General features: G+C 59.5%; 22 protein-coding genes and 1 pseudogene. 11 read left to right on the forward strand and 12 right to left on the reverse strand.

All coding sequences use genetic code 11. The features are described 5' to 3' along the window. Positions 1–22: 22 nt before the first annotated feature. The 7 genes from ACQZ60_RS19390 to ACQZ60_RS19420 all read left to right on the forward strand — a co-directional run bounded on the left by ACQZ60_RS19390 (position 23) and on the right by ACQZ60_RS19420 (position 8,011). Positions 23–754, forward strand: a complete 732-nt coding sequence (locus ACQZ60_RS19390; RefSeq protein WP_059755226.1) for an HAD-IA family hydrolase — start codon at positions 23–25, stop codon at positions 752–754. A 19-nt stretch (positions 755–773) separates the two neighbouring features. Next, positions 774–2,078, forward strand: coding sequence for an NAD(P)/FAD-dependent oxidoreductase (locus tag ACQZ60_RS19395; RefSeq protein ID WP_448735915.1), 1,305 nt, complete (start codon positions 774–776; stop codon positions 2,076–2,078). 61 nt (positions 2,079–2,139) lie between these two features. Beyond that, a complete protein-coding gene (locus tag ACQZ60_RS19400; RefSeq protein ID WP_174058494.1) occupies positions 2,140–3,180 on the forward strand; it encodes an ABC transporter substrate-binding protein in 1,041 nt (346 codons plus the stop codon). 24 nt (positions 3,181–3,204) lie between these two features. Further along, entirely contained in the window at positions 3,205–4,077 is an 873-nt protein-coding gene (locus tag ACQZ60_RS19405) for an ABC transporter permease (protein ID WP_448735916.1), read from the forward strand. Positions 4,078–4,080: 3 nt separating this feature from the next. Beyond that, the gene (locus ACQZ60_RS19410) at positions 4,081–4,878 is read left to right on the forward strand and encodes an ABC transporter permease (protein WP_448735917.1); all 798 of its coding nucleotides are present in this window, start codon (positions 4,081–4,083) and stop codon (positions 4,876–4,878) included. Then, positions 4,875–6,569, forward strand: coding sequence for a GMC family oxidoreductase (locus ACQZ60_RS19415; protein ID WP_448735918.1), 1,695 nt, complete (start codon positions 4,875–4,877; stop codon positions 6,567–6,569). Before ACQZ60_RS19410 ends, ACQZ60_RS19415 begins: the two co-directional genes overlap by 4 nt. Positions 6,570–6,586: 17 nt before the next feature. Beyond that, on the forward strand, positions 6,587–8,011 hold the full coding sequence (locus ACQZ60_RS19420) for an aldehyde dehydrogenase family protein (protein ID WP_448735919.1): 1,425 nt from the start codon (positions 6,587–6,589) through the stop codon (positions 8,009–8,011). A gap of 70 nt (positions 8,012–8,081) precedes the next feature. On the opposite strand, the gene ACQZ60_RS19425 is transcribed toward ACQZ60_RS19420, so the two are convergent. The 7 genes from ACQZ60_RS19425 to ACQZ60_RS19455 all read right to left on the reverse strand — a co-directional run bounded on the left by ACQZ60_RS19425 (position 8,082) and on the right by ACQZ60_RS19455 (position 13,778). Beyond that, positions 8,082–8,792, reverse strand: coding sequence for an anti-sigma factor (locus ACQZ60_RS19425; protein WP_448735920.1), 711 nt, complete (start codon positions 8,790–8,792; stop codon positions 8,082–8,084). Next, positions 8,789–9,331 (reverse strand): sigma-70 family RNA polymerase sigma factor, encoded by a 543-nt coding sequence (locus ACQZ60_RS19430; RefSeq protein WP_269828648.1) that lies wholly within the window; start codon positions 9,329–9,331, stop codon positions 8,789–8,791. Before ACQZ60_RS19430 ends, ACQZ60_RS19425 begins: the two co-directional genes overlap by 4 nt. A gap of 140 nt (positions 9,332–9,471) precedes the next feature. Then, the gene (locus ACQZ60_RS19435) at positions 9,472–9,900 is read right to left on the reverse strand and encodes a DUF2177 family protein (RefSeq protein WP_448735921.1); all 429 of its coding nucleotides are present in this window, start codon (positions 9,898–9,900) and stop codon (positions 9,472–9,474) included. Positions 9,901–9,968: 68 nt separating this feature from the next. Then, the gene (locus ACQZ60_RS19440) at positions 9,969–10,346 is read right to left on the reverse strand and encodes a DUF2147 domain-containing protein (protein WP_269828650.1); all 378 of its coding nucleotides are present in this window, start codon (positions 10,344–10,346) and stop codon (positions 9,969–9,971) included. A 27-nt stretch (positions 10,347–10,373) separates the two neighbouring features. Continuing rightward, positions 10,374–11,606 carry a class I SAM-dependent methyltransferase gene (locus ACQZ60_RS19445; RefSeq protein ID WP_448735922.1) on the reverse strand — a complete coding sequence of 411 codons (1,233 nt, stop codon included), beginning with the start codon at positions 11,604–11,606 and terminating at the stop codon, positions 10,374–10,376. Continuing rightward, positions 11,593–12,411 carry a DUF1365 domain-containing protein gene (locus ACQZ60_RS19450; RefSeq protein ID WP_020812757.1) on the reverse strand — a complete coding sequence of 273 codons (819 nt, stop codon included), beginning with the start codon at positions 12,409–12,411 and terminating at the stop codon, positions 11,593–11,595. The genes ACQZ60_RS19445 and ACQZ60_RS19450 overlap by 14 nt, the downstream gene beginning before the upstream one ends. Then, entirely contained in the window at positions 12,408–13,778 is a 1,371-nt protein-coding gene (locus ACQZ60_RS19455) for an NAD(P)/FAD-dependent oxidoreductase (RefSeq protein ID WP_448735923.1), read from the reverse strand. The genes ACQZ60_RS19450 and ACQZ60_RS19455 overlap by 4 nt, the downstream gene beginning before the upstream one ends. A 192-nt stretch (positions 13,779–13,970) precedes the next feature. On the opposite strand from ACQZ60_RS19455, the gene ACQZ60_RS19460 reads away from it, so the two are divergent. From ACQZ60_RS19460 to ACQZ60_RS19475, 4 genes and pseudogenes are all read left to right on the forward strand, one after another. Then, the gene (locus ACQZ60_RS19460) at positions 13,971–14,759 is read left to right on the forward strand and encodes a DUF1295 domain-containing protein (protein WP_448735924.1); all 789 of its coding nucleotides are present in this window, start codon (positions 13,971–13,973) and stop codon (positions 14,757–14,759) included. Next, a complete protein-coding gene (locus ACQZ60_RS19465) occupies positions 14,756–15,781 on the forward strand; it encodes an SAM-dependent methyltransferase (RefSeq protein ID WP_020812755.1) in 1,026 nt (341 codons plus the stop codon). The genes ACQZ60_RS19460 and ACQZ60_RS19465 overlap by 4 nt, the downstream gene beginning before the upstream one ends. A gap of 79 nt (positions 15,782–15,860) precedes the next feature. Then, a pseudogene (locus tag ACQZ60_RS19470) lies at positions 15,861–16,266 on the forward strand (DUF1612 domain-containing protein); the annotation flags it as partial. Between the two features lie 287 nt (positions 16,267–16,553). Further along, entirely contained in the window at positions 16,554–17,723 is a 1,170-nt protein-coding gene (locus ACQZ60_RS19475) for an ROK family transcriptional regulator (RefSeq protein ID WP_031234427.1), read from the forward strand. 99 nt (positions 17,724–17,822) lie between these two features. Here the strand turns inward: ACQZ60_RS19475 and ACQZ60_RS19480 are convergent, their stop codons facing one another. From ACQZ60_RS19480 to ACQZ60_RS19500, 5 genes are all read right to left on the reverse strand, one after another. Next, positions 17,823–19,961, reverse strand: coding sequence for a beta-galactosidase (locus ACQZ60_RS19480; protein WP_020812752.1), 2,139 nt, complete (start codon positions 19,959–19,961; stop codon positions 17,823–17,825). A gap of 22 nt (positions 19,962–19,983) precedes the next feature. Next, positions 19,984–21,126: an ABC transporter ATP-binding protein gene (locus ACQZ60_RS19485; protein WP_031234426.1), complete on the reverse strand. Its 1,143-nt coding sequence runs from the start codon at positions 21,124–21,126 to the stop codon at positions 19,984–19,986. A gap of 59 nt (positions 21,127–21,185) precedes the next feature. Further along, the gene (locus ACQZ60_RS19490; protein WP_020812750.1) at positions 21,186–22,037 is read right to left on the reverse strand and encodes a carbohydrate ABC transporter permease; all 852 of its coding nucleotides are present in this window, start codon (positions 22,035–22,037) and stop codon (positions 21,186–21,188) included. A gap of 3 nt (positions 22,038–22,040) precedes the next feature. Next, positions 22,041–22,922: a carbohydrate ABC transporter permease gene (locus ACQZ60_RS19495; RefSeq protein WP_031234425.1), complete on the reverse strand. Its 882-nt coding sequence runs from the start codon at positions 22,920–22,922 to the stop codon at positions 22,041–22,043. A 65-nt stretch (positions 22,923–22,987) separates the two neighbouring features. Beyond that, complete coding sequence (locus ACQZ60_RS19500; protein WP_448735925.1) at positions 22,988–24,250, reverse strand: ABC transporter substrate-binding protein; 1,263 nt, start codon at positions 24,248–24,250, stop codon at positions 22,988–22,990. Positions 24,251–24,434 lie beyond the last annotated feature (184 nt).

A 24,434-nucleotide genomic window follows, 5' to 3' on the forward strand; every position in this document is an offset into this window, starting at 1 on the left:
GCAGTCAACAAGGATAAAGACGATGCAGCTTACGCAATTCAAGGTCATGACCTTCGATGTGGTCGGCACTTTGATCGATTTCGAAACGGGTGTGCTCAATGCGGTGCGTGCGCTCGGCGGCGAAAAGGCGGCAAGGGCCACCGACGACGAGATTTTCGAACCGTACAAGCGCGGCCGTGACAAGTTCTATGGACGGTCTTCCTTCGCCATGAAAGACGTCTATCTTTCTCTCGCCAACGAACTCGGTTTCAACAATGATGACGCCACGGCGGAAGCCTTCCAGCTTGCCGTGCTGCGCTGGCCAGCCTTCGCAGATTCCGTGGAAGCGCTCGCCCGCCTGCGCAAGAACTTCCGTCTTGTCGCCATGACGAATGCCGACCGTACGGCATTTTCCGCCTATTCCGATACGCTTGGCAATCCGTTTCACGACAGCGTCACCTGCGATGAGGCCGGGTGTGCCAAGCCCAATCCGCAGTTTTTCGCCTTCAACAAGGGGCGTCAGTCGGCTTTCGGTTTCAAGCAGTCGGAAATCCTGCATGTCGCCCAGAGCCAGCATCACGATATCGGCGTGGCCCGCGAACTTGGCTACACGACCTGCTGGATCGAGCGTCGCCAGGGCCAGCAGGGGTTCGGCGGCACGCCGGCTCCGAAGGTGGTGACCAGGCCCGACTTCCACTTCTCCTCGCTCAAGCAACTGGCCGATGCGGTGGACGCGGAGCTTGCTGCCGGCGTCAAGACGGCAACGGCAGCCTGAAAGCGAGAGAGCCGTACCGATGGCCGCACGTCCCCCTTTTCCCGATATCCACTCCCTCTGGCAGGAGACGGCTTCGAGCCGTCCTGCCTTCGACCGGCTCTCGGGTGATCGTCGGTTCGATGTCGCGATCATCGGCGGCGGCTATACAGGCCTTTCCGCGGCGCGCTATCTGGCCCGCCGCGGCCTGTCTCCGGTGGTGCTGGAGGCAAGCCGGATCGGCTGGGGCGCGAGCGGCCGCAATGGTGGCGTGGTGTCGGGCAAGTTCCGGCTTTCCTTCTCCGACATCGCCGCCCGCTACGGGCTGGAGACGGCGCGGCGCATGCATGATCTCGGTATCGAGGCCATCGATCATGTTGGCGAACTGGTAGAGGATTACGCAATCGCCGCTGCCGATTATCGCCCAACCGGTTCGCTGCGTTGTGCCCACAATCAGCTGTCACTCGATGGCCTGAAAAAAGAAGTCGAGTGGCTGCGTGGATCGCTTGGCGACCATGCCTGCACCATTCTCTCACCGGAGGAAATGGAGGCGGAGACGGGCTCACGCGATTTCGTCGGCGGCATGCTCAATACCCATGGCGGCGTCATCCACCCCTTGAATTTCGTTTTGGGCATGGCGGCCGGATTGAGTGCCGCAGGCATCGCGATCCACGAGAAGACGCCGGTGGCGGCATTCAGGCGAGATGGCGCCAGCATCGTTCTTGAAACGCCTGACGGTGTCGTTTCGGCCCGCCAAGTGGTGATCGCCACAAATTCCTATTCCGATCTGACGCCGGCCACGTCGGCGGTCCGCAAGTCCATCATTCCCTTCCGCTCCGCGATGATTGCGACCGAGCCGCTGACCGGCAGACCGGGTGCTTCCCTCCTGTCGCAGGGACGCAGCTATACCGAGACGCGGCGCATGATGCGCTGGTTCCGCAAGGCTGGAGACCGTGTGATGTATGGCGGGCGCGGCGCCTTCGGCAAGGCGGATTCCGAAAGCGCGTTTGCGGCGCTCCACAAGGCCATGGTGCGGCAGTTTCCGGAACTGGCAGCCGTATCTGTCACCCATCGCTGGTCCGGCCTCGTGGCCATGACGATGGACAGCATTCCACATCTGGGCCGGCTGGACGACCGGGTCGTCTATGCAGTCGGCTATAATGGAACCGGGGTGGCCATGGCCTCCAACATGGGCCGCTACGTTGCGGCCATGGTTGCCGGGCAAAGCCCCGATCTCGGGCTCTTGACCGCGGAGCCGCTCAAACCCGTGCCTTTTTATCCCATCAGGGAGCCAGCCGTCCGGCTCGTCGCCGGCTGGTATCAGTTCCTCGATGCAATCGGGCGCTAAGACCCGACAGTCGCATGCCAACAGGGGCGACAGCGCCTCGCCATAAAGAGGAGAACGACGAATGAAATACAGATTTTCCATGCTCGTGCTTTCCGCATCCGCCGCCGTCTTTTCGGCTGGCCTGGCGTCGGCGGAACAGGTCACCTTCGTTTCACAGGGCGGCGCCTATCAGGAGGCGCAGACCAAGGCGATCCTCGATCCCGTCGCCAAGCTGCTCGGCATCACTGTCAATCAGGATAGCGCGCCGGATGCCTGGCCGGTGATCAAGACTCAGTCCGCATCTGGCAAGATCGTCTGGGACGTCATCGACACGCCGGCGAAGGATTGCATACGCGGCGGGGAACAGGGAATGATCGAGAAACTCGATTTTTCCAAAATACCCAATGCGGAAAAGATGCCGGCCGAATACAAGAGCCCCTATTCGGTCGCCTATGAATTCTACTCGAGCGTGCTTGCCTACAACAAGGACAAGTTCGGCGGCAACCCGCCCAAGAGCTGGGCGGATTTCTGGGATGTGAACAAATTTCCGGGCACGCGGGCGCTTCGTAACCATCCCCTGGCGACACTGGAGGCCGCTTTGCTTGCAGATGGCGTGCCAGTGGACAAACTTTATCCGCTCGATGTCGACAGGGCCTTCAAGAAGCTCGAAGAGATCAAACCCTATGTCACGGTGTGGTGGACCTCCGGCGCCCAGTCCGCGCAGCTTCTGGCTGACGGTGAAGTCGACATGGAAATGGCGTGGAACGGCCGCGTTGCTGCGGTGGTGAAGGAGGGCGCGCCGATCGGTTATTCGTTCAATGAAGGTTTCCTTCAGTATACGTCGCTCTGCATTCTCAAGGGCGCGCCGAACCTCGAAACGGCTGTCAAGTTCGTCAATGCGGCGCTGACCCCTGAAATCCAGGCGAATTTCCCGGCCTATATCGATTACGGTCCAGGCAATCCTGAAGCGTACAAGACCGGCAAGATTTCGCCGGAACGCGCTGCCGAAATGCCGAGTTCGCCGAACAATGCCGCACTTCAGGTTCTGGTGTCGGACGAGTGGTGGAGTTCACCGGCCGGCGAGGAGGCGCAAAAACGCTGGGCGCAGTTCATCCAGAAATAATCATCGGCCTGTGGAGGGTCACTGATGGCACAGTCGAAACGAAATCCGTCTGCGCTGCATGAGCAGCGTGAGCAACGGCTCATGCTGATGCTGCTGGCGCCAGCCCTTGCGGTCATCGTCGTTCTGCTGGTCTTGCCGCTTCTGTGGCTGGGCTGGCAGTCGATCCGGCAGGATGGCGGCTTTACGCTCGCTCACTATCAGCGGTTCCTGACGGATTCCGTCTACTGGATGACCTTTCTTCAGACCTTCCGCATTGCGGCGGTCGTCACGCTGATGACCGTCCTCCTCGGCTATCCCGTCGCCTATGTGGCGGCGGGCCTGCCCCAGCGCTGGAGCGTGCTTGTTCTCGCCATGGTGCTGCTGCCTTTCTGGACATCCGTTCTGGTGCGCGCCTATGCCTGGCTCATCCTGCTGCAGCGCAACGGTATCATCAATTCGGCGCTGACGGGATCGGGCCTGATCGATGCGCCGCTCCGGCTGGTCAACAACGAATTCGGCACGGTCATGGCGACGATCCACATCCTGCTGCCCTTCATGGTGCTGCCGCTCTATGCGACGATGAAGAAAATACCCATGGAACTGACCATGGCCGGCGCCAGCCTCGGCGGCTCACCCATGCATGTATTCTGGCGGGTTTTCCTGCCGCTGTCGCTGCCGGGCATGATCGCCGGCATGGTGCTGGTCTTTGTGCTCACCCTTGGTTTTTATATCACGCCGGAACTGCTGGGCGGCGGGCGCACCTACATGGTCTCCATGCTCGTTTCGCGCAACATCGAGGTTTATAACGAATGGGGCGCGGCCTCGTCGATCAGCGTCGTCCTGCTTGTCTGCGTTTTTCTGGTTTTCCGGTTGGCGAGCCTCATCATTCCGTTCGAACGCATCATGGGAACGAGGTGACGCATGAACCTGTCGAAAATCCTTCTCTACGGCTTTGTAGCCCTCGTTCTCGCCTGGCTGATGATCCCCATCCTGATCATCCTGCCAATGTCCTTTTCCGGCGCGCGCTTCCTTGCTTTCCCGCCGCCATCCTGGTCGCTGCGCTGGTATGAGGCTTATCTCGGCAGCGCCGCCTGGATGCAGGCAACGCGTGTAAGCCTGATCGTCGCCGTCTCCAGCGCCGTCATCGCCACCATTTTCGGCACTGCGGCGGCCTATGCGCTCAATCTCACGCAATCGCGGCTGGTACGCAGCCTGCAGGCGTTGCTGCTTCTGCCGCTGATCGTGCCGATCGTCATCACCGCCGTCGGCGTCTTTCTGGTTTACGCGCAGATCGGGCTTCTTGCCTCGCTGACCGGGCTGATCCTCGCCAATGTCATGCTGGGCCTCCCCTATGTCGTCACCTCCGTCCTGGTCGGGCTGCGCAAGTTCGACCACACGCAGGAAATGGTGTCGCGAAGCCTCGGCATGAACCGCTGGCGGACCTTCTTCATCGTCACCCTGCCGCAAATCCGCCCGAGCGTCATTTCCGGTCTCCTCTTCGCCTTCATCTCCGCCATCGATGAGACAGTGGTTTCGCTTTTCATTTCCGGCGGCGAATATCAGACGCTCACCAAGCGCATGTTCACAGCGCTGCGCGACGAGATCGATCCAACCATCGCCTCGATCAGCTCCTTGCTGACGGCGATCTCGTTCATCCTGCTGATGCTGGCGGCGATCAACGCCCGCAACACCGAATATTCGCAGGGACGGGCGACATGATCGTCGATCACCTGATCCTCGGCGGCGGATCGGCGGGCTGCGTGCTGGCCGCACGCCTTTCCGCAGATCCGCTGCGGACGGTCGTTCTGGTCGAGGCCGGGCGCAATATTTCGGCGGACGATATCCCGGATGAGGTGCGCAGCCGTTATCCCGGCCGTGCCTATCTCGATACGCGCAATATCTGGTCGCAGCTCACGGCGTTGATGGGTCATGCCCGTTCCAACGCGACGCCCCGTCCACCGCGTCGCTACGAGCAGGCGCGGCTTCTGGGCGGAGGCTCGGCGATCAATGCGCTGATGGCCAATCGCGGCGCACCCGCCGATTATGCCGAGTGGCAGGCGCTTGGGGCGGACGGCTGGGGCTGGGACGATTGCCTGCCCTATTTTCTGAAGATCGAAGCCGACAGGGATTTCTCCGGCCCGCTTCACGGCACGGCCGGGCCGCTGACGATCCGGCGCATATCCGACGACAGGATTTCACCCTTCGTCGACCGAGTCATGAAAACGCTCGACCGCCGCGGCCATCCGATAAGGCCGGATCAGAACGGGCCTTGGGAAGACGGCGTCTTTCGCGGCGCCATCGCCGTCAGCGATAGCGGGGAGCGCTTGCCGACTTCGCTTGCCTATCTGACGCCGGACGTGCGCAAACGTTCTAATCTCAGGATCATCACCGAAAGCGTCGCCGACTGCATCCTGTTCGATGGTCGTCTGGCCACGGGTGCGAGATTGGCGGGTGCTACGGCGGAGACGATCCATGCGGCGGAAGTGATCGTCTCGGCCGGCGCCATTCACACGCCCGCATTGCTGATGCGCTCCGGTATCGGCCCCGTCGGTGACATCGCCGCCGTGGGGGGCAATGTCGTGGCCGGCCGCAGCGGCGTCGGGCGCAATCTGATGGAGCATCCTTCGATCGCCGTCGCTGCCTATCTGCCGCCGCAGATGCGGGTGCGTGACAGGGGAGAACACCACGAACAGGCGATCTGGCGTTTCTCGTCCGGTCTCGACGGCGCGCCGCAGGGTGACATGCATGCCGCCATCCTGTCGCGATCCGGCTGGCATTCCATCGGTTTGCGGCTGGGCAGCCTGTTCTTCTGGGTCAACAAGTCCTATTCGCGAGGCTTTGTGAAGCTTGCTTCGCTTGATCCCCATGTGGAGCCCGAGGTCGACTTCAGAATGCTGAGCGACGAGCGCGATCTGAGGCGGCTCAAGCTTGCGCTGCGCATGGGCGCGGAAGCCCTATCCGATCCTTTCATGGCGGGGCACAGCGGCACTGTTTTTCCATCGAGCTATTCGCCCCGGGTGGCGAAGGTCGCTGTACCAGGGACATGGAACGCGTTGCAGCGGGGTCTTTTCTCGGGTCTTCTGGATGTGGCGGGCCCGCTGCGCTCCGCATTGGTGCATTCGGCGATAACACTCGGCACGACCATGCGGGGGCTGCTTGAGGACGACGATGCGTTGACGGAATTCGTCCGCCGCCATGTGGGCGGCACATGGCATCCGTCGGGAACGTGCCGCATGGGATCGGCTGACGATCCCATGGCGGTGGCGTCGTCCACGGGCCGCGTGCACGGCGTGGAAGGATTGAGGGTCTGCGACGCATCGCTGATGCCGTCGATCCCTTGCGCCAATACCAACATTCCCACAATCATGATCGCGGAGCGGGTCGCCGACTTCATCCTGGCCGGCCGCTGAGATCATTGGAGACGGATATGGACAACTATCTCAAATTCTACATCGATGGCGCATGGGTCGATCCGCTCGGCGGCCAGCGTCTATCCGTCGTCGACCCCGCCACCGAAGAGCCTTTCGCGGAGATAGCCATGGGATCGGCGGCGGATGCCGAGCGCGCCATCGCCGCCGCGCGCCGCGCCTTTGCTAGCTTTTCGCAGACGACGCGGGAAGAGCGCCTCGGCCTGCTTGAGCGCATTCTTGAGATATTGAAACGTCGGCAGAACGAGATAGGCGACGTGATCTCTCATGAGATGGGGGCTCCTCGAAAAATGTCGCGGGATGAGCAGGCGGGTATCGGCGTGGCGCATTTCGAGCAGACGATCCGCGCCATGCGTGATTTTCCGTTCGAATACATGCGGGGTACGACCCGCATCGTCCATGAACCGATTGGTGTCGTCGGCATGATCACGCCGTGGAACTGGCCGATCAACCAGATCGCCTGCAAAGTCGCCCCGGCGCTTGCCACCGGCTGCACCATGGTGCTGAAACCCTCGGAAATCGCGCCCCTCAACGCCATACTTTTCGCCGAAATTCTGCACGAGGCCGGTGTTCCCAACGGCGTGTTCAACCTTGTCAATGGTGACGGCCCGACCGTGGGTGCGGTACTGGCGAGCCATCCCGATATCGACATGGTTTCCTTCACCGGCTCGACACGCGCCGGCATTTCGGTCGCACAGGCGGCGGCCCCGACTGTGAAGCGCGTGCATCAGGAACTGGGCGGCAAATCGCCCAATATAGTGCTCCGAAGCGCTGACCTCGACGCTGCCGTGCGCGCCGGCGTGAGCAGGTGCTTTGCCAATTCCGGCCAGTCCTGCAATGCGCCGACCCGTCTTCTCGTCCCTGCGGAGCAAATGGACCGGGTGATTGGCATCGCCCGTGCGGCGGCGGAATCGGTCCGTGTCGGTACACCCGGCGATGCCGAAACGGATATCGGGCCGGTTGCCAGCAAAACGCAATTCGACAAGATCCAGAGCCTCATCCGCAAGGGAATGGAGGAAGGGGCGGAGCTCGTTGCCGGCGGGCTCGACCGGCCAGCGCATCTGAACAGCGGCTATTATATACGGCCGACAGTCTTTGCGCGCGTTACGAACGACATGACGATCGCGCGTGAAGAGATTTTCGGGCCTGTGCTTGCCATTCTCGGTTATGGCAGCGAGGACGAGGCGGCGGATATCGCCAACGACACGCCCTATGGGCTGGCATCCTATATTCAGGGTGCACCCGAGGAGGCGCGTGCCTTCGCACGACGGCTCAGAACCGGCATAGTGCGCCTCAACAGCTCCGCCTGGGATGGGGCCGCCCCCTTCGGCGGCTACAAGCAGTCGGGCAACGGTCGGGAATATGGCAAGTTCGGTCTGCACGAGTTCACCGAAATCAAGGGCATCGTCGGCTTCGGAGACTGACCGTTACGACCCATCTCGTATCGTGACGCGTTCATCGGGACTCGCCTCGAAATCGGGAAGCGTTAGACCTTCATCCCCATCGCGCCGTGCCGACGGCGATAACAGGGCCGGTTGCCTGACCAGTCGGCGAGCCGCCGAAAGGTTCGACACTGATCGCGAAGGTGGTGCCTTCGGTGATGCTGTTGCGCATGTCTGCGGGGATTATAAGATCGCCATTCGTGCCGGGCTGAAAGACGCCGAGCGAGCGGGTCTTGCCGCCTTCCATCACCAGCCACAGTTCCAGCGATTTTTCGTCGGTCTTGCCGGTTGCGACAGGCACAATGCGCATCCGTCCGGATTCCGCATCGTAGGAGGCGAGGAGATTAACCTGGCTGTCGGTCGTTGCAAGTTCGGCTACCAGCGGGGTGGCGCCCTGCCACTTTTCGGGGAAGGCGGCGTAAACGATGGCGGCCACGGCGGCTGCGCTGGTGGCAACAGAGATCCAGCGCCAGAAGGACGCGGAATTCCAGAGACTGCCATTGGTATTGACGGTCCTGCTGCCGAACAGGCGTTCTTCGATACGCGCAAGAACAGTGGCGCTCGGTGCCTGCTCCTGGTAATCGGCATTGAAGTCGGAAAATTCCGCCTCCCAACGCTGCACCAGCTGTGCGAAGGCCTCATCGTCCTGCATGCGTCGTTCCAGTTCACGACGCTTTTCGAGCGGCAGGACGCCCAGAACATATTCACCGGCGAGGATGTCGTCGCGCGAATGCTTGCCGCCGCTCTGTTCGCCCGTCGTCATCGCTGCATGCACTCTCTGAGTTTGAGAAGACTGCGTCGTAGCCAGGTTCTGACCGTGTTGAGCGGCACGCGCAATTCTTCGGCGAGTTCGAGATAGCTCAAGCCCTCGACATAGGCCCGGCGCACTGCCTGTGCGTGTACGGTCTCAAGCTCGCGCATGCAGTCTTCGATCCTGCGGCCTTCATCGGCGAGAACGATCTGCTGCTCAGGATCGCGGACGCTCTCGTCGGCAAGATCGTAGGCTTCCTCAATGTCGTCGGTTATGGGCTTGCGCGCGCGGATCGTGTCTATTGCATGGTTGCGGGCAATGGCGGCAAGCCATGTGGCGGGTTTGCCGGCGCTGGCGGCAAATGTTCGCGCCCGCTGCCATACCTTGATATAGATTTCCTGCAGCGCCTCCTCGGCTTCCGTTCTGTCATGCAGAATTTTCAGGCAGATCGCGAAAAGCTTCGGACTGGTTGCCTGATAAAGCGAGACGAATGCTGAACGATCACCCATGCCGACGCGGTTGATAAGGCCTGCGATCTCTGTGCCCTGCATTCGAACCTTCCTTGCTGCGCCTCCTTTATAGGGTCGTCTTTCGCAGGAAGACAAGAGATGCATGCTCATGCTGCGAACCTGGCAACGACTGGGATGCAGGGTTATCGGACTTAAGCGGCCGGTAAGAGGGGATGTCATCATCATAGGCCCGTCGGATTTTCCAGCGGGCCGATCAGCCGCACCGTGATGAGATAGCCGATTGTAGCCGCTGCCGCGGAGACGAAGGTTCCCCATAGAAGATCGGCGACGGTCAGGGTCGTGGACCAGCTTTTCAACGTCGCCTGATTGGTCAGGTCGTAAGTGGCATAGGCCATGAAGCCGACCACTGCGCCATAAAGCAGCGCGGTCGTCCATTCCCCTGTCTGAAAGGCCGGGCGAACCGCAAGAAAGGTCAGGCTGGCGGCATAGATGAGGTAAAAGACAATCGCCGGAGCAAGCCGGAAGTTTTCTGCCAGAAGATCGCCGATGGCCGGGCGGTAAAGACGTGACGCCATCGTGCTCAACCAGATGAAATCAATCACCAGAAAGGCGACGAGGGTAAAAAGGTAGGCTGCGAAATAGGTTTTCATTGATGTTTTCCTTTGAAGGGCATCGATAAGGAAGCGGCGATGTGGGTCGAAGCAACGTGGAGATGTGGCTAGTCGATCCTTGTCCAGTTTATGCCCTTGCACAGCAGACCGGCGACGATACAGCCTTTCGTGGTCATGCCGTTGCCGTTTATTGTCACTGTTATCCTGTAGGATTTATCCCGCTGGGGGTCGAAAGCGGTGCCGGAATAGCTACCTGCCTCTGTCTGCTTTATGTCCATGATCAGCCGGTCCCCGGCCTTTTCCTTCGGAGTGCCCGGCTTGATCCAGGTGTTTGTGGCACAGATATTTTCACCGCAGGGCGCGATCAGTACTTTCGCCTTGCCGTCTCCGCGCGACCAGTTGCCGTCGATATCGGCCGCCGTCGCGTTGGACGCGACCAGCAGTGGCCATAGGACGGAAGCAACCGTCAATCCGTTTATCATCATTGTCTCTCTCCGCAGTTTGGTCCCGCCTTATCTGTGTTCGATCGTATAGAAGCCGACGTTTATGCTCCCCTCGGCAAAGCCTGCCTCGCAATAGCAAAGGTAATAATCCCAAAGCCGTCGAAAGCGGTCATCGAAGCCGAGCAGGGAAATCGTCTGCCACCGCGCATGAAAACGCTGGCGCCATTCGGCGAGCGTGAGCGCGTAGGACTGGCCGAAAAGTTCCTTATCGGTGAGCTTCAGGCCGGTTTTGCCGACCGCCTTTTCGAGCGCGGCATTTGAGGGCAGAAAGCCGCCGGGAAAGACGTATTTCTGGATGAAATCCGCCTTACGCCGATATGTATCGAAGCGGCTTTCTTCAATCGAAATGATTTGCAGCACCGCACTGCCGCCCGGTTTCAGGCATCTTTTCAGCGTTTCGAAATAGCTCGGCCAATAGGCCTCGCCGACTGCTTCGAACATTTCGACGGAGACAATCCTGTCGAATTGGCCGTTCAGGTCGCGGTAATCCTGCAGCCTCAGATCGATGCGGTCTATACTGTCGGCTTTTTCCGCTGCATTTTTTGCCCATTTTAACTGGGAGGGGGAGAGAGTGATGCCGGTGACGTTGGCTTTGGCCTGCGTGGCAAGGTGAATGGCGAGTGCGCCCCAGCCGCAGCCGATCTCCAATATGTTTTCGCCGCCGCTCAATTTCAGTTTATCGACGATACGTTCCAGTTTTTTCAGTTGGGCGGCCTCGAGCGTAGACGCCATGTCGTCGAAAATCGCCGACGAATACAGCATAGAGGGATCAAGCCACTGCCGGTAAAACTCGTTGCCGAGATCATAATGCGCTTCGATATTGCGGCGGCTGCCGCGTCTGGTATTGGCATTCAACCCGTGCGCAGTGCGGTTGAGAAGGCGCATCGGCAGGCTGCCGCGCATTGACCTTGCGAACGCCTCGCGATTTTGGGCCGCAAAGCGGATCAGCGCCGTCAGATCTGGTGTGGTCCAGTCGCCTTCGATGAAACCCTCGGCAAAGCCGATGTCGCCGTTTAGCAGCATCCGCCGGATCGCCCGCCAGCTATGCAGGACAAGGATTGCCTCGCTGCCATTCGTTGCGCCTGATTTTTCAATGACGCCGCCGCCGGGAAGAATGATATGTAATCTTCCCCTGTCGATATTACTCAACAGCCGGTTGATAAGCCACATGCCTGGGCTGATGCGGTCGTTCAGGCGCGTATTCTTCGCCGATAATTCCGTGAGATTGTCAAACGGGGTCATGAATTTTGGCCTCGATTTGCGACGATGAAGGATGACGGAAGGAGACTGGACCGGCAGGCGGCAGCGGCCGTTTTCTGAGCTGCACGCCTTTCAGCCAAATTTTCAGGGCCTCCCAATGAATGCCCAGAATGACCTTGAGCGTCAGGAGGGGAATTGCGAAGAAAGCTTTCAGAAGCGCACCGTCCGTCAATTCGACACGCCGGGCCAGATGCCGCGCCGTCAGGACCAGGCTGTCATTGTCGAAAGTATCGATGACGATTTTCAGCCTGTCGCCGGGCGGCGCGACGCGGAAAACATAGTGGAGATCCATGTCCATGAATGGAGAGACATAAAAGGCCTTGTCGCATCGCTGGACGATCTCGGTCGATTTGCCGGCTTCCACCGGGATCAGGTATGAGTGTCTCTCGCCAAACGTGTTGTCCACCTCCCAGAGGATAGCTTTGAGCGACAAGTCGCGCCCGTAGCAGAAGAAGACACTGAGTGGGTTGAAGGCCCAGCCGAGTACGCGCGGCATGGTGAGCAGACGTATCGGCCCTCCGTCCACTGCCATGCCTGCCGCCGTCATGGCTGCCTCGATCTGTTGGCGCAGCCCGATGGCGCTGCGGTTGCCGCGGTCCCTGCTGTGAAACGAGAACAGGTTGAACCGGTCTACGGAGAAAAATCGCAATTTCCGGTCGAGCACGTTCAACTCATCGAGGTCGAGGAGCAGCGAATAAATCCGGTAGGCGAGCTTATGGGTTTTCGGCTTGAAGCGCGCATGCGTTACATGGCCGGGAAAAAGCGCCGAGGTGAGGGGAGGCGTCATGCCATCGCCTCCATGATTTCCGTGTCTGTCGCAATCGTCGCCAAATCCAGGCGGATGATCCGGCCATTGTCGTCGGCAACCTTCCATGGACGGGATACGCCGCCAAGATCTTCGGCGACGGCAAGGCCGGCCTGAAGACCATCTTCATGAAAACCGGATCCGAAATAAGCGCCGCAGAACCAGGTGTTTCGCAGACCCTGCAAGGCCCATAGCTCCTGACGCATCTGTTCGGTGCCAGCGTCAAAAACCGGATGGTGATAGGTTTCCTCGGCGATGATTTTTCCTTGATCCGGTTCCCGCGCCGGATTCAGCGTTACGAAAATGTCCGGGATTTCGCCCAGCGGCTGAAGCCTGTTCATCCAGTAGGTAATGCTCGGCAGGCTCGTTTTAATGCGCGTGTCGGCCACATAGTTCCAGCTTGACCAGGCAGCGCGGCGGCGCGGCATGAAACGGCTGTCGGTGTGAAGCACGGCGCGGTTTTGGGTGTAGGCAAAAGCGCCAAGAATGCGCCGTTCGGCGCGTGTTGCATCCGCGAGCATGTCCAGCGCCTGATCCGCATGAGTTGCGATCACCACATCATCGAAGCGCACGGCTTTGCCGTCCGCAGTGGTGATTTCGACGCCCTCCGGCAGGCGGTGGATGCGCTTCACCGGCGTCGAGAGGAGAATTCGATCCGCAAACGGTGCCGTGATGCGTTTCACATATTCGCGCGAGCCACCGACGACTGTGCGCCAGACCGGTCGATTGCGCAGCAACAGCAGGCCGTGATTGCGGCAGAATTTGATGAAATGCGCCGCCGGATAACGACCGACCTCCATGGCCGGCGTGGACCAGATGGCCGCAGCCATGGGGTAAAGATGATCGTCGCGGAACGCTGAACCATACCGGTTGCGGGAGAGATATTCGTCGAGAGACAGATCGCCCATCAAATGCAGGTCGCGTGGGGCATTGCGGTAAAAGCGCAAAAGGTCCGCAAGCATCGCCCAGAAACGTGGCCTCAGGATGTTGGACTTCTGGGCCAGCAGGCCAGGGCCCGTTCCACCGGAATATTCGAAACCGCCATCATTCAGAGAAACGGCGAAAGACATGTTCGAAGCTGCGGTCGCCACGCCCAGTTGCTGGAAAAGCGCGGTGAGATTGGGATAGGTCTGCTCGTTATAGACAATGAATCCGGTATCGACATGGACTTGTCCATGGTCCGTGCTGAACGTCACCGTATTGGTGTGGCCTCCGATGCGGTCAGCCGCTTCGAAAACAGTTACATCGTGTCGTTGCGACAAAAGCCAGGCCGCTGACAAACCGGAAATTCCCGTTCCGACGACGGCGATGCGGTGGCTTTGTTCTTTTTTCGCTTCGGTGTCGACCATTTTTCCTCGCTATAGCACTGCCAATCCAGTCTTGGGGACTGCGACATGTACGAGGAGGCCGCCCGATCAGTTTCACCGGCGCACCGATTTTTTGAAATTTTGTCCGGCGCCTGAAACTATTTTGCGGGTCCGCTCGTATTTGCCATCACGAAACCCGACCTCAAACCATTCAAAATGGCGAGCGAATTAGTGATGTTTTCTGTAGTCCTGACGCTTGCCATTCTCATGTCGCTTCTGATGGCGGGCGCTTGGGCGTTGCAGAGAGCAACCGGCTCAAGCGGCTGGATCGACACGGTCTGGGCTGGGAGTGTCGGGCTTGGCGGAATTTTCGCTGTTGTTTTCGCCGGCGGAGACGGCTGGCGGCGCGGTGCTGTACTTTTCCTGGTCGTTGTCTGGTCCCTGCGGCTTGCCGGCCATATCGGCATGCGCACGCGAGGAGGCGGGGAAGATCCCCGCTATGCAAAGCTTATGGAGCAGTGGGGGAGCGCTGCCGCCCTGCGGCTATTCATCTTCCTGCAGATACAGGCAATCGCCGCTTTCGTGCTCGTTCTTGCGGTCTATCTTGCGGCAAGCAACACCCATGTGTTTCCGCGTATGGTTGACGTTATCGCCATGGTGGTTGCCCTTGGCGCGCTGGCAGGCGAAGCGCTCTCCGACGCCCAGCTCTGGAAATTCAGAAAGACCGCAGCGGCAAAAAACAGTGTCTGCGAAACCGGGCTGTGGCGTTATTCCCGCCATCCCAACTATTTTTTCGAATGGCTTTTCTGGTGCGGTTTTCCGCTGCTGGCCATTCAGGGGCCGGCATTGTCATGGGTATCGCTCGCCGCACCGGCGATGATGTACTGGCTGCTTGTCCATGTCTCCGGCATTCCGCCGCTTGAAGACCATATGCTCCAATCGCGCGGGGAAAAATTCCACGCCCTTCAACAACGCGTCAATGCCTTTTTTCCGGGGCCGCGCAAGAACGAGGACAGGCCATGAACATGCTCGCACTCGCCATCAACGCCGCCGAGCGCGCGCCGCTCAGCGACAGCGTGACGCTCGCCGGAATAGATATGCTCTGCGCACGGACGAAGCGGCGGCTTGCCGCCATTACAGCGGATGCGGAAGAGGCTTTCGCGGCGGATATGGTGAAGTTTCCCGTCGCCAGCCATACCGACGATGCAAACAAACAGCATTATGAAGTGCCAGCGGCATTTTTTGCGCTCGTTCTGGGAGAGCAGCGCAAATATTCCTGCTGTTATTATGACGATGCCACGACGACGCTGGATGAAGCTGAAAATATTGCTTTGGCCAAGACCTCGGCCCATGCCGCCCTTGAGGACGGCATGGATATTCTGGAACTCGGTTGCGGATGGGGTTCGTTATCCCTCTATATGGCTGGCCGTTTCCCAAATGCGCGCATCACGTCAGTCTCGAACTCCGTGTCGCAGCGCGAATATATAATCGGTCGTGCCCGAGAACGGGGGTTTTCAAACCTTTCTGTAGTGACGGCCGATATGAATGATTTCACGACGGGCGATCGTTTCGACCGTGTCGTATCGGTGGAAATGTTCGAGCATATGTCGAATTGGCGCGTGTTGTTCGAGCGTGTTCACTCGTGGCTGAAGCCGGACGGCAGGTTTTTCCTGCATGTGTTTAACCACCGCGACCGATCCTATCGTTTCGACCACAACAATCCTGCCGACTGGATCGCCCGGCACTTCTTCACCGGCGGCATCATGCCGGCCTTCGACCTTCCCCATCGCTTCAGTCAGCTTTTCGCCGTCGAGCGGGAGTGGCGCTGGTCAGGGTCGCACTATCGTCGGACAGCGCTCGATTGGCTCGAAAATTTCGACAAAAAAATTGACCGTATCCGACCCATTCTGCAGCAAACCTATGGTGCCGACGCCCGGCTGTGGGAAAGGCGATGGCGATTGTTCTTCCTGGCGACCGCGGGGCTTTTCGGGCACGAGGGCGGTGACGTGTGGGGTGTAGGGCACTACTTTTTTAAGAGGGTTTAGTGTTAGCGCCACACAATCGGCGTCGGCACGTTCTAAAAACCGCGCTCTAAACGTTTGCCAAAACGAACGTTTGCATCCCCGGCAATCGGAAAACCTGCTGAGCGTGCTGCAGGCGGTCGTCGCCTTCGATGGCTAGAACGCGCTGTGCTCCCATGGCTGGGCCGGTTGCTCTTAGTTTCAATCTTGCGGCAAGCCGGCATCGCCACCGGCGCCGCATCCTGCGGCCACCAATCTCGGCCTGAAAACCATTCCCGTCGATCGACGCCGATATCGTAATGGGGAGATCCGGTTGCTGGTGGTTGCCCACGGCCTGATAGTGGCCGCCAAGATCGGTATCAAGGGACAAGACAGGCTGATGCTGGCGCGAAAATGATGGAACGCAAATTGTCGGGAAACCGCACCTCTTTGAATTTGCTGGATCTGGTTAACCTGGCTATGGCGAAGCGTTGGTGTCGGCTGGGATGGTGGCCAAGGGTTATGATGTGGTCTCAGGCGGTGAAGCGTCAGCGCTCGGCGCATCAGCGAACGGGAGGCGGAGCGGGTTAAAACGGATGATCCTCATCTACGGGTTACTGACGAAGCCCTATGTTAAACTTTTTAGAAAAAGTGCTGGCGGATATCATATGTCTAAATAGCTCTTTGACACTCCTTTGCGGAGGGGAAACCGGAATACTGAAGTGGCTCACCAGCCGGAACGGGCATATTGAGCGCTATTTGGTTGACGCATCTCCATCTACGCTTCAAACGTGGTTTTGATAGCTGCAAGAGAGGCATGCGAGTGAAGATAGATCAGCGAACGACACGGGCGATGAACCGGCGTCTGATCCTTAATCTGGTCAGACGAGAAGGGCCGCTGAGCCGCGCTGAAATTGCTGTGGCCACCGGTTTGAGCCCGGCGGCCGTGACGTTTGTCACGACCGATCTGCTGTCAGAGGGGTACCTGATCGAGGGTAATGCAACGGCCGGGGCGGCCGGTCGCCGCCCGGTCCCTCTGGAGATCAATTATGCCGGGCACCTCGCAATCGGAATAAAGATGAATGTCGGATCGCTGGAATGCGTGCTGACGGATCTTTCAACCGCGCCGCTTTCGTCCGTCACCGTCGATTTTGACGATCCGGCGCCGGCGACCGTGCTTGATGCCGCTGAACGCGCGGTGCGACGGCTGAAACAATCGACACCTGAAAAGGCGGGAGAAATCACCGGGATCGGTTTTTCCATGCCGGGTTCGATAGATGCTGAAAACGGCATATGCATCAAGAGCCACCGTTTCTTCTGGGAAAACGTGCCCTTTGCTAAAATGCTGCGAGAGCGGGTCAATGTTCCGGTCTGGATGGAGGACGACACGCGTGCCTTCGCGTTGGCTCAGCATCTTTTTGGGCTTGGCCGTCAACACAGGGTCTTTGCCGCGCTTGCCATCGGTGTCGGCATCGGCTGCGCGACGGTGGTGGAGGGCACCGTCCATCGCGGCGCCCATGGCCAGGCCGGCAAGCTGGGTCATGCCCGCCACAGGCTTCAAGGCCCGCTTTGCGAATGCGGACGCCACGGTTGCCTGCAGGCATTTTATTCGGAGAACGCGATTGTTGAGCGTTGGCGAAAGGAAAAAGGTCTGGATGCGGCGGATCGTTTTGCAATGACGGCGGCAGCATTCGCGGGTGACCCCATTGCGCGTGAAATCCTAAGGGAGGCCGGTGAGGCCATCGGCCAGCACCTTGGAACGATGATCGACATTGTCGATCCGGAGATCATTATCGTCGGCGGCGAGGCCGTCACCTTCGGGAATTTTCTGTTTGAGCCTATGCGCCGGGCGCTTGAGGTTTACTGTTTCACCACGCCGCCGCCGATCGTCCCGGATGAGCGTGACAATTTCTGGAGTTCCGGCGCCGCAGCACTGGCGACCCAGGGCATCTTCGATTTCGAGGTGCTGAACGGCTCGGCTCCCTAGATTGCCGCCGAGCAGAAACAAGAAAGCGGCGAGATCATCTCTTCGCCGCTTTCAAGCGGAGGTCATGGGGCCGATGCGACCTCAATTATACAGACTTGATCAAACGAGTTCGATAACGCGGCAACCATAAGGCTCCAGTGTTTCGCCTGCGGTCATTTGCCTGCCGGAGAGAAGATCTTTGCCTTGCGGAAGAGGGGCGATCTTTTGCTCCGTTTCGAGCGTATTGATGACGAAGAGCAGTTTGCGATCCGCTGCCTGCCGCATCGCCACTTCGATGCCGGCGGGCAGATCGGCCACCAGCGGCGCAACGCCGGCATCCGCCAGAACCACCTCTTCAAGGATGGCAGCAAGAGCTTCCGTGAGATAGGTTGCGACGTAAACGACGCGACCCTTGCCAACCTTGCGGGATGTGATCGCCGCCCGACCCTTGGCGAAGCGGTTTGCCCAGGTTCCGATCACCTCGACATCGTCACCGATTTCTACCAATTCATAAAGATGTTCGGCCTCGATCAGGCGGCCACCGATCTCGAGCGAGTATTTGCGGTCTGAGGAGGAGGAGGGGGGTAGATCGGGAGGCACATAAAGGCCGGCTTCCGGCGCGGATCGCTGGAACAGACCCTCGCCGCCAGTGGCGGTGATGCGGCCGAATTCCTCGACCCGAATGCCGGTGAGCTTTGCCAACGCGCCGCCGGGCGCCTGCTCACGGATGATGTGGTTGTTGACGTCACGGGTGCCCGTCATCGCGCCGACAATGACGATGCCGCCGTTCGATGCGAAGGCTTCGAGCTTCTGCGTCCATTTCTGGTTCCACATCACCCAATGCGGTACATAGAGAACCTTGAGGTGGGTTAGGTCGTCCTCAGGATGAATGAAGCCGCAGGAAATGCCGCGTTTGTAGCAGTGTCGGTGCAACAAGGTTGCGTCCTCCAGTGGCGAGGGCAGGCCAATCGGGTAGGTCTTGTGGGCTTCCTGATTGTCGAAATCGGCACCGGCGATGCCGACATCGATGCGAACGGAGGTGCCGAGCAGCCTGTCCTTGATTTTCCGGATGTCGGAAGCGAAATGGCGGGCTTCCTCATAGCGGCGGCGGGGCACATCGTCATGGTCGATGATGCCCATCCAGTAAATCTCGGCCCCGAAATGCGCCGGACGCCAACGGAAGAACATCAGGCCATCAGCACCTCGGGCAACGGACGAAAGCGCCATGCGCCGCATCTCGCCCGGTTCGGGCGCCATGGTGGTGAAGGAGGGCTGGCTGCCGAGGCCGGAGGCCTGCTCCGGAACGATGAAGTTGCCGGAATAGCTGCGGCAGACGTCCAGCTGCAGCGCCTGCGTCGCGGCATGGCCGCCGGTGCGGCGGAACTCGTCATAGAGCATCGGGTAGATGTCGAAACCGATGAAATCAAGGTCCTGGCCGAACTGGCCTCGGAAGTCGATGTCGGTGAGGTTGCCGAGGTTATGGAAGATGAACCAGTCGGCATTGGTCGCGCGCAATATGTCGACCTGATCGCGCTGGAAGGCCGCGGTCGCCGCCGCCAGGAAGCGGTGATAGTCCTGCACGTGGCCCGGGCTCAGATAGGACGGCGCCATCGGGAAGGGCAGCACGATCTGATCGAAATTATCATAGGCGGTGGCCCAGAAATGGCCGCCCCAGGCGAAGTTCAACGCGTCGATGGTTTCATATTTGTGCCGCAGGAAATTGCGGAAGGCGAGGGCGGCGGAATCCGAGAAGGATTCCGAAACCGTGGTATTGAGTTCATTGTCCGTCTGCCAGCCGATGACATAGGGATTGTCCCTATAGTGCTCGGCCATCGCCGTGGTGATGCGGCGGCTATGGTGCCGCAGGACCGGGCTGGTCGTATCGCCATGCTGGCGCGAGCCGTGGCTTGCGCGGCGGCCATTGCGGTCGACGCGCAGCACTTCCGGATAGTTCTGCGTCAGCCAGCGCGGCGGGGTCGCTGTCGGTGTGCAGAGAATGGTGTTGATGCCCGCCTTGCCCAAAAGGTCGATGGCGCGGTCGAAGAGGTCGAAGTCGAACTTGCCTTCGTATGGCTCCCAGATATGCCAGGCGAATTCACCCATGCGCACGGTGTTGAAGCCGATCGCCTTCATGCGATCGGCGTCGCGCTGCCAGTAGCTTTCGTCGACATGCTCGGGATAATGCGGCACGCCGAGCATAAAATCGTCAAGGTTAAGGGTGCGCCAGACCGACAGGGGCGCGGGTTTCGACCGTTTCATGCTATAAAAACTCCGATTTTGATCAGGTTCGGGTGGCGGATTTGGGAGGCGTCAGGGTCTTTCCGTCAGGGCCGAACAAATAGGTGTCACTAAGGTCGAAACCGATGCGGACGGTTTCGCCGTTGGCGAAGGTAACGACATCGCCAAGCTGCACCGTGACATTGCGGGTGCCGGTATCCGACCCGGTGGTGACCACGGGGTCGGCATCGACGTGAAGGATGGTTTCGCGTCCAAGATGCTCGATAAGGCGGATGCGGGCATCGAAGGCAACCTCGGCGGAACCGTTCGCATCGATATTCAGGCGCTCGGGGCGCACGCCGATGGCAATATCCTCGCCGGCCCTGAGACCCAAGGCTTCATGGGCCTTCACCTGAAGATCTGGCAGTCCGGGAACCGTAACCGTCACACCGATCTCGCTCACTGAGGCAACCTTGCCTTCGAAGAAATTCATGCGTGGCGCACCGAGAAAGCCGGCGACGAAACGATTGACCGGATTGGCGTAAAGTTCCAGCGGTGAGCCGACCTGTTCGATCGCGCCCCTGTTGAGCACGACGATACGGCTTGCCATGGTCATGGCTTCGACCTGATCGTGGGTCACGTAGATCATCGTCGAGCCAAGCTCGGCGTGAAGTGTGGACAGCTCCACGCGCATCTGGGTGCGGAGCGCCGCATCGAGATTGGAGAGCGGCTCGTCAAACAGGAAGACCTCGGGCGAACGGGTGATGGCGCGTCCGATCGCCACGCGCTGGCGCTGGCCGCCGGAAAGCTGTTTCGGTCTTTTGTCGAGCTGTTCAGTGATCCTGAGGATTTCGGCGGCGCGTTTCACGGCGGCATCGATTTCCGCCTTGGGGCGTTTCGCCATTTTCAGGCCGAAGCCCATGTTTTCGGCGACAGTCATATGCGGGTAGAGCGCATAGGATTGGAAGACCATGGCAATACCGCGCTCGCCGGGCTCTTCCCTGGTGACGTCTCGATCATTGATGATGAGCTTGCCCGAGCTTATGGTCTCAAGGCCCGCGATGGTCTTGAGCAGGGTGGACTTGCCGCAGCCGGACGGACCGACCATGACGATGAACTCGCCCTTTTCGATGGTGAGGTTGATGTTCTTCAGCGCGTGGAAGCCGCTATAGTGCTTCTCGACATTGAGAAGTTCGACGCTTTTCATGCCGATCTTGTCCTTGTTGGTCGTCGTTTCGGAGGAGGACAGGGGTTGGGCAGCGGAGGTCATCCCTTTACCGCCCCCATGGTCAGGCCTGAGACGAAGTGTTTCTGCATGAGGAAGAACATGACGACCGGCGGAACGGCGACGAAGATCGTGGCGGCCGATACGATGTTCCAGGCCGAGACCCATTCGCCCTTGAGGTTGGAGAGACCTGCGGTGACGGGTTTGACGGCATCGCTCTGGGTCAGCACCAACGCCCAGAAATAGTCGTTCCAGATGAAGGTGAACGCCAGAATGGCAAGGGCGGCAAGTGCGGGACGCACCAGCGGGATGACGATGTGGATCAGCGTCTGCCAGGGCGATGCGCCTTCGGCTCTCGCCGCCTGGAACAGTTCGTCCGGCAGGGCGGCGATGAAGTTGCGCATGAAGAGCGTAGCAAAGCCCGTCTGGAACGCCACATGGAAAAGGATAAGCGCGAAGAAGGTGTCGTAAAGGCCCGCCGAGACCATCAGGTCGCGGATCGGGATCATCATGATCTGCTGCGGCAGGAAGTTGCCGCCGACGAAGATGGCGAAGATCACCATCGAGCCTCGGAAACGGTAGCGCGACAGCACGAAGCCGGTGAGGGTCGACAGGATCAGCACCGCGATGACGGAGGGAATGGTGATGATCAGGCTGTTGGTGAAGTAGCGCAGCATTTTCGTCTGTTCGAAGACCGCGACATAATTTTCCGTCAGGCTGAACTTTGTCGGCCAGCCCCAGTAGTTGCCGGACATCACATCATCGAAGGACCGGAAGGAGGTCATGATGACGGCAAAGAGCGGCAGCAGCCAGAGGATGAGGATCGCCAGAACGCCGGCCATGTAACCGAGACGGGCGAGTTTCTTGTTTTCGGGAATGGGGCGCGGATACATGGCTCAGCTCCTCTTCTCGGATTTGATCAGCCCGTGCAGATACCAGGCGATGAAGACGGACATGATGAGGAACAGGATGGTGGCGATCGCTGCGCCATAACCGAAGCGATAGGAGAAGAGCGACTGGTCGTACATTTGATAGGCGAGCACCGTAGAGGAGCCGAAAGGGCCGCCTGCCGTCATCACTGAGATCGCATCGAAGGAGCGCAACGCGCCGACGATGGTGATGGCGACGGCGATAAAGGCCACCTGGCTCAGCTGTGGCAGCACGATATGGCGAAGCATCGGCCATCCCTTGGCGCCATCGACTCGACCGGCGCCGATCAGTTCCTCATCGAGATTGTTGAGACCTGCGAGGAACAGGACCATGCAGAAAGCGATCTGAGGCCATAATGCTGCGCCGACCACGGCGAATGTCACCAGGTTCTCGTCCGAAAGAAGTGCGGGGGCTTCTGCGCCGAAGGCGTGATATATGATGGCAAGCAGGCCGAAGGTGGGATCGTAGAACCAGCCGAATATCACGCCCACGGTCACGGTGGCGAGGACAAGCGGCATGAAGAACAGCGACTTCATGAAGCGCATGCCGGCGATCTTCTGGTTGACGAGAAGCGCGATTGCAAGGCCCGCCGGCGGCGCCAGCAGGAACATCACCAGCCAGATGGTATTGTTTTTAAGCGATACGTAAAACTGGGGATCGTCGAACAGCTCCCGGTAGTTGCCGAAACCGATCCATGTTCTCGGTCCCATGCCGTCCCAGTCGAAGAACGAGATCCAGAAGGTCTCGAGCGACGAGGCGATGATGATGACGAGGAAGAGTAAGAGACCCGGTGCAAGCAGCAACGCGGGTGTCAGCCAGTTTCGTCGGCTGCGCCACCAGAGAGACATGGGCATATCCTGTTGGAAGTGAATGGCAGGCGAACTTATCCGCCTGCCTTTGACCTTACTGGCGATCAGCCGTGAATACGCTGACGGGCGCGTTCGATCTGCTGAAGAATATTGTCGCGCCGTTCGGGTTTGACCATGAATTCCTGGAAACCCTTCAGCCCGGCCTGGGCGAGATCAGGATCACTGTCGCGATCGTAATATTGCGCCGTGGCCTTGACCTTCTTCAATTCCGCGACCGCCATCTGCAGGATAGGATCATTGCCGATCGTGCAATCGCTGCGTGCCGGAACGTTGCCTTCCGGGGAAAGATAGGCGCTGAGATTTTCCGGCTTGTAGAAATAGGCCAGGAATTCGCGTGCCGCATCCTTGTTCTTCGATCCCGAAGGCAGGTGGATGGAGTCGACTGAGAAATCCTCATATTGCTCCATGCCCGCCTTGATGGTGGGGAAGGGCGCAAAGCGCACATGCTGCAGGTCTTCCGCCGGGAAGGCGTATTTGATGAAGTTACCGAGATCCATCATCGCGGCCTTTTTCTGTACCAGCGCGGCCGCTGCGGGATCCCAGGCATAGGAGGTGCCGTTCGGCGTGAAGAAGTCAGCCTTGATGAGCGCTTCCCACTTGTCGAAGACCTCTTTGAGAGAGGCATCGGTGTATTTGACCTTCCCTGCCATCAGGTCCATGTGATGATCGAGACCGTTGATGCGCAGGTTCATGTGGTCGAACCAGCCGCCGCAGGGCCACTGATCCTTGGTGCCCATGCTCATCGGCACGATGCCCGCCTTCTTGGACTGTTCGGCAAGGGTGAAGAAGTCGTCGAAGGTTTTTGGAACCGTCAGCCCATGCTGGTCGAACGTGTCCTGACGATAGAACAGTCCCCAGAGAATGCCGCCCGTGGGCAGGCCATATTGCTTGCCGCCGACGGTGACCGAACCCAGCGTGCCGCCGAGAACATCGGCATAGTTTTCTTTCTGGACGAGATCGGAAATATCGTCGAACAGTCCCTTCTCCACGAAGGAGCGCATGCGGCTGCCGGAAAACCAGAAGCAGATGTCGGGCGGGCTGGCGACGAGATAATTGCGGATCGCGGTCTTGTGGGCCTCGTGGTCCATATTGTTGACGGTGACCGTCAAACCGGCCGCTTTGCCGAAGTCTGCGGCGATCTTTTCAAGCGCGGCGCGCTGGTCGGCGTTTCCGCGATTGGAAATGATCGTCAACTGCCTGTTCTGCGCGATCACGGGCGAGGACAAAGTGGCCGAGGCGAGTGCGATGCCCGTGCCCTGCAGGAAGCGGCGCCGGGTGGGCCGCAGGATATGCGCGTCATTGATCATGTGTAAAGCTCCTCCGCCAGCTCCCTATTACTGACGGACAAACGAAAAACACGAAGGCGTGATCGAGTCAAGTGAATATTAATTTAATAAATAAATTAACGTGAAGCGTAGGTGGATTGTCTAGTTTCGGCTTCTTTATCGGCAGCGATTGTGGGGATGCGAGCGGGGGACATGGCTAGTGGAT

This window comes from Agrobacterium sp. 22-223-1, assembly GCF_053522385.1.

Coding starts and splice junctions, on each gene's coding strand:
- ACQZ60_RS19390 (WP_059755226.1), top strand. CDS start 23: ATGCAGCTTACGCAATTCAAGGTCATGACCTTCGATGTGGTCGGCACT.
- ACQZ60_RS19395 (WP_448735915.1), top strand. CDS start 774: ATGGCCGCACGTCCCCCTTTTCCCGATATCCACTCCCTCTGGCAGGAG.
- ACQZ60_RS19400 (WP_174058494.1), top strand. CDS start 2,140: ATGAAATACAGATTTTCCATGCTCGTGCTTTCCGCATCCGCCGCCGTC.
- ACQZ60_RS19405 (WP_448735916.1), top strand. CDS start 3,205: ATGGCACAGTCGAAACGAAATCCGTCTGCGCTGCATGAGCAGCGTGAG.
- ACQZ60_RS19410 (WP_448735917.1), top strand. CDS start 4,081: ATGAACCTGTCGAAAATCCTTCTCTACGGCTTTGTAGCCCTCGTTCTC.
- ACQZ60_RS19415 (WP_448735918.1), top strand. CDS start 4,875: ATGATCGTCGATCACCTGATCCTCGGCGGCGGATCGGCGGGCTGCGTG.
- ACQZ60_RS19420 (WP_448735919.1), top strand. CDS start 6,587: ATGGACAACTATCTCAAATTCTACATCGATGGCGCATGGGTCGATCCG.
- ACQZ60_RS19425 (WP_448735920.1), bottom strand. CDS start 8,792: ATGACGACGGGCGAACAGAGCGGCGGCAAGCATTCGCGCGACGACATC.
- ACQZ60_RS19430 (WP_269828648.1), bottom strand. CDS start 9,331: ATGCAGGGCACAGAGATCGCAGGCCTTATCAACCGCGTCGGCATGGGT.
- ACQZ60_RS19435 (WP_448735921.1), bottom strand. CDS start 9,900: ATGAAAACCTATTTCGCAGCCTACCTTTTTACCCTCGTCGCCTTTCTG.
- ACQZ60_RS19440 (WP_269828650.1), bottom strand. CDS start 10,346: ATGATGATAAACGGATTGACGGTTGCTTCCGTCCTATGGCCACTGCTG.
- ACQZ60_RS19445 (WP_448735922.1), bottom strand. CDS start 11,606: ATGACCCCGTTTGACAATCTCACGGAATTATCGGCGAAGAATACGCGC.
- ACQZ60_RS19450 (WP_020812757.1), bottom strand. CDS start 12,411: ATGACGCCTCCCCTCACCTCGGCGCTTTTTCCCGGCCATGTAACGCAT.
- ACQZ60_RS19455 (WP_448735923.1), bottom strand. CDS start 13,778: ATGGTCGACACCGAAGCGAAAAAAGAACAAAGCCACCGCATCGCCGTC.
- ACQZ60_RS19460 (WP_448735924.1), top strand. CDS start 13,971: ATGTTTTCTGTAGTCCTGACGCTTGCCATTCTCATGTCGCTTCTGATG.
- ACQZ60_RS19465 (WP_020812755.1), top strand. CDS start 14,756: ATGAACATGCTCGCACTCGCCATCAACGCCGCCGAGCGCGCGCCGCTC.
- ACQZ60_RS19475 (WP_031234427.1), top strand. CDS start 16,554: ATGCGAGTGAAGATAGATCAGCGAACGACACGGGCGATGAACCGGCGT.
- ACQZ60_RS19480 (WP_020812752.1), bottom strand. CDS start 19,961: ATGAAACGGTCGAAACCCGCGCCCCTGTCGGTCTGGCGCACCCTTAAC.
- ACQZ60_RS19485 (WP_031234426.1), bottom strand. CDS start 21,126: ATGAAAAGCGTCGAACTTCTCAATGTCGAGAAGCACTATAGCGGCTTC.
- ACQZ60_RS19490 (WP_020812750.1), bottom strand. CDS start 22,037: ATGTATCCGCGCCCCATTCCCGAAAACAAGAAACTCGCCCGTCTCGGT.
- ACQZ60_RS19495 (WP_031234425.1), bottom strand. CDS start 22,922: ATGTCTCTCTGGTGGCGCAGCCGACGAAACTGGCTGACACCCGCGTTG.
- ACQZ60_RS19500 (WP_448735925.1), bottom strand. CDS start 24,250: ATGATCAATGACGCGCATATCCTGCGGCCCACCCGGCGCCGCTTCCTG.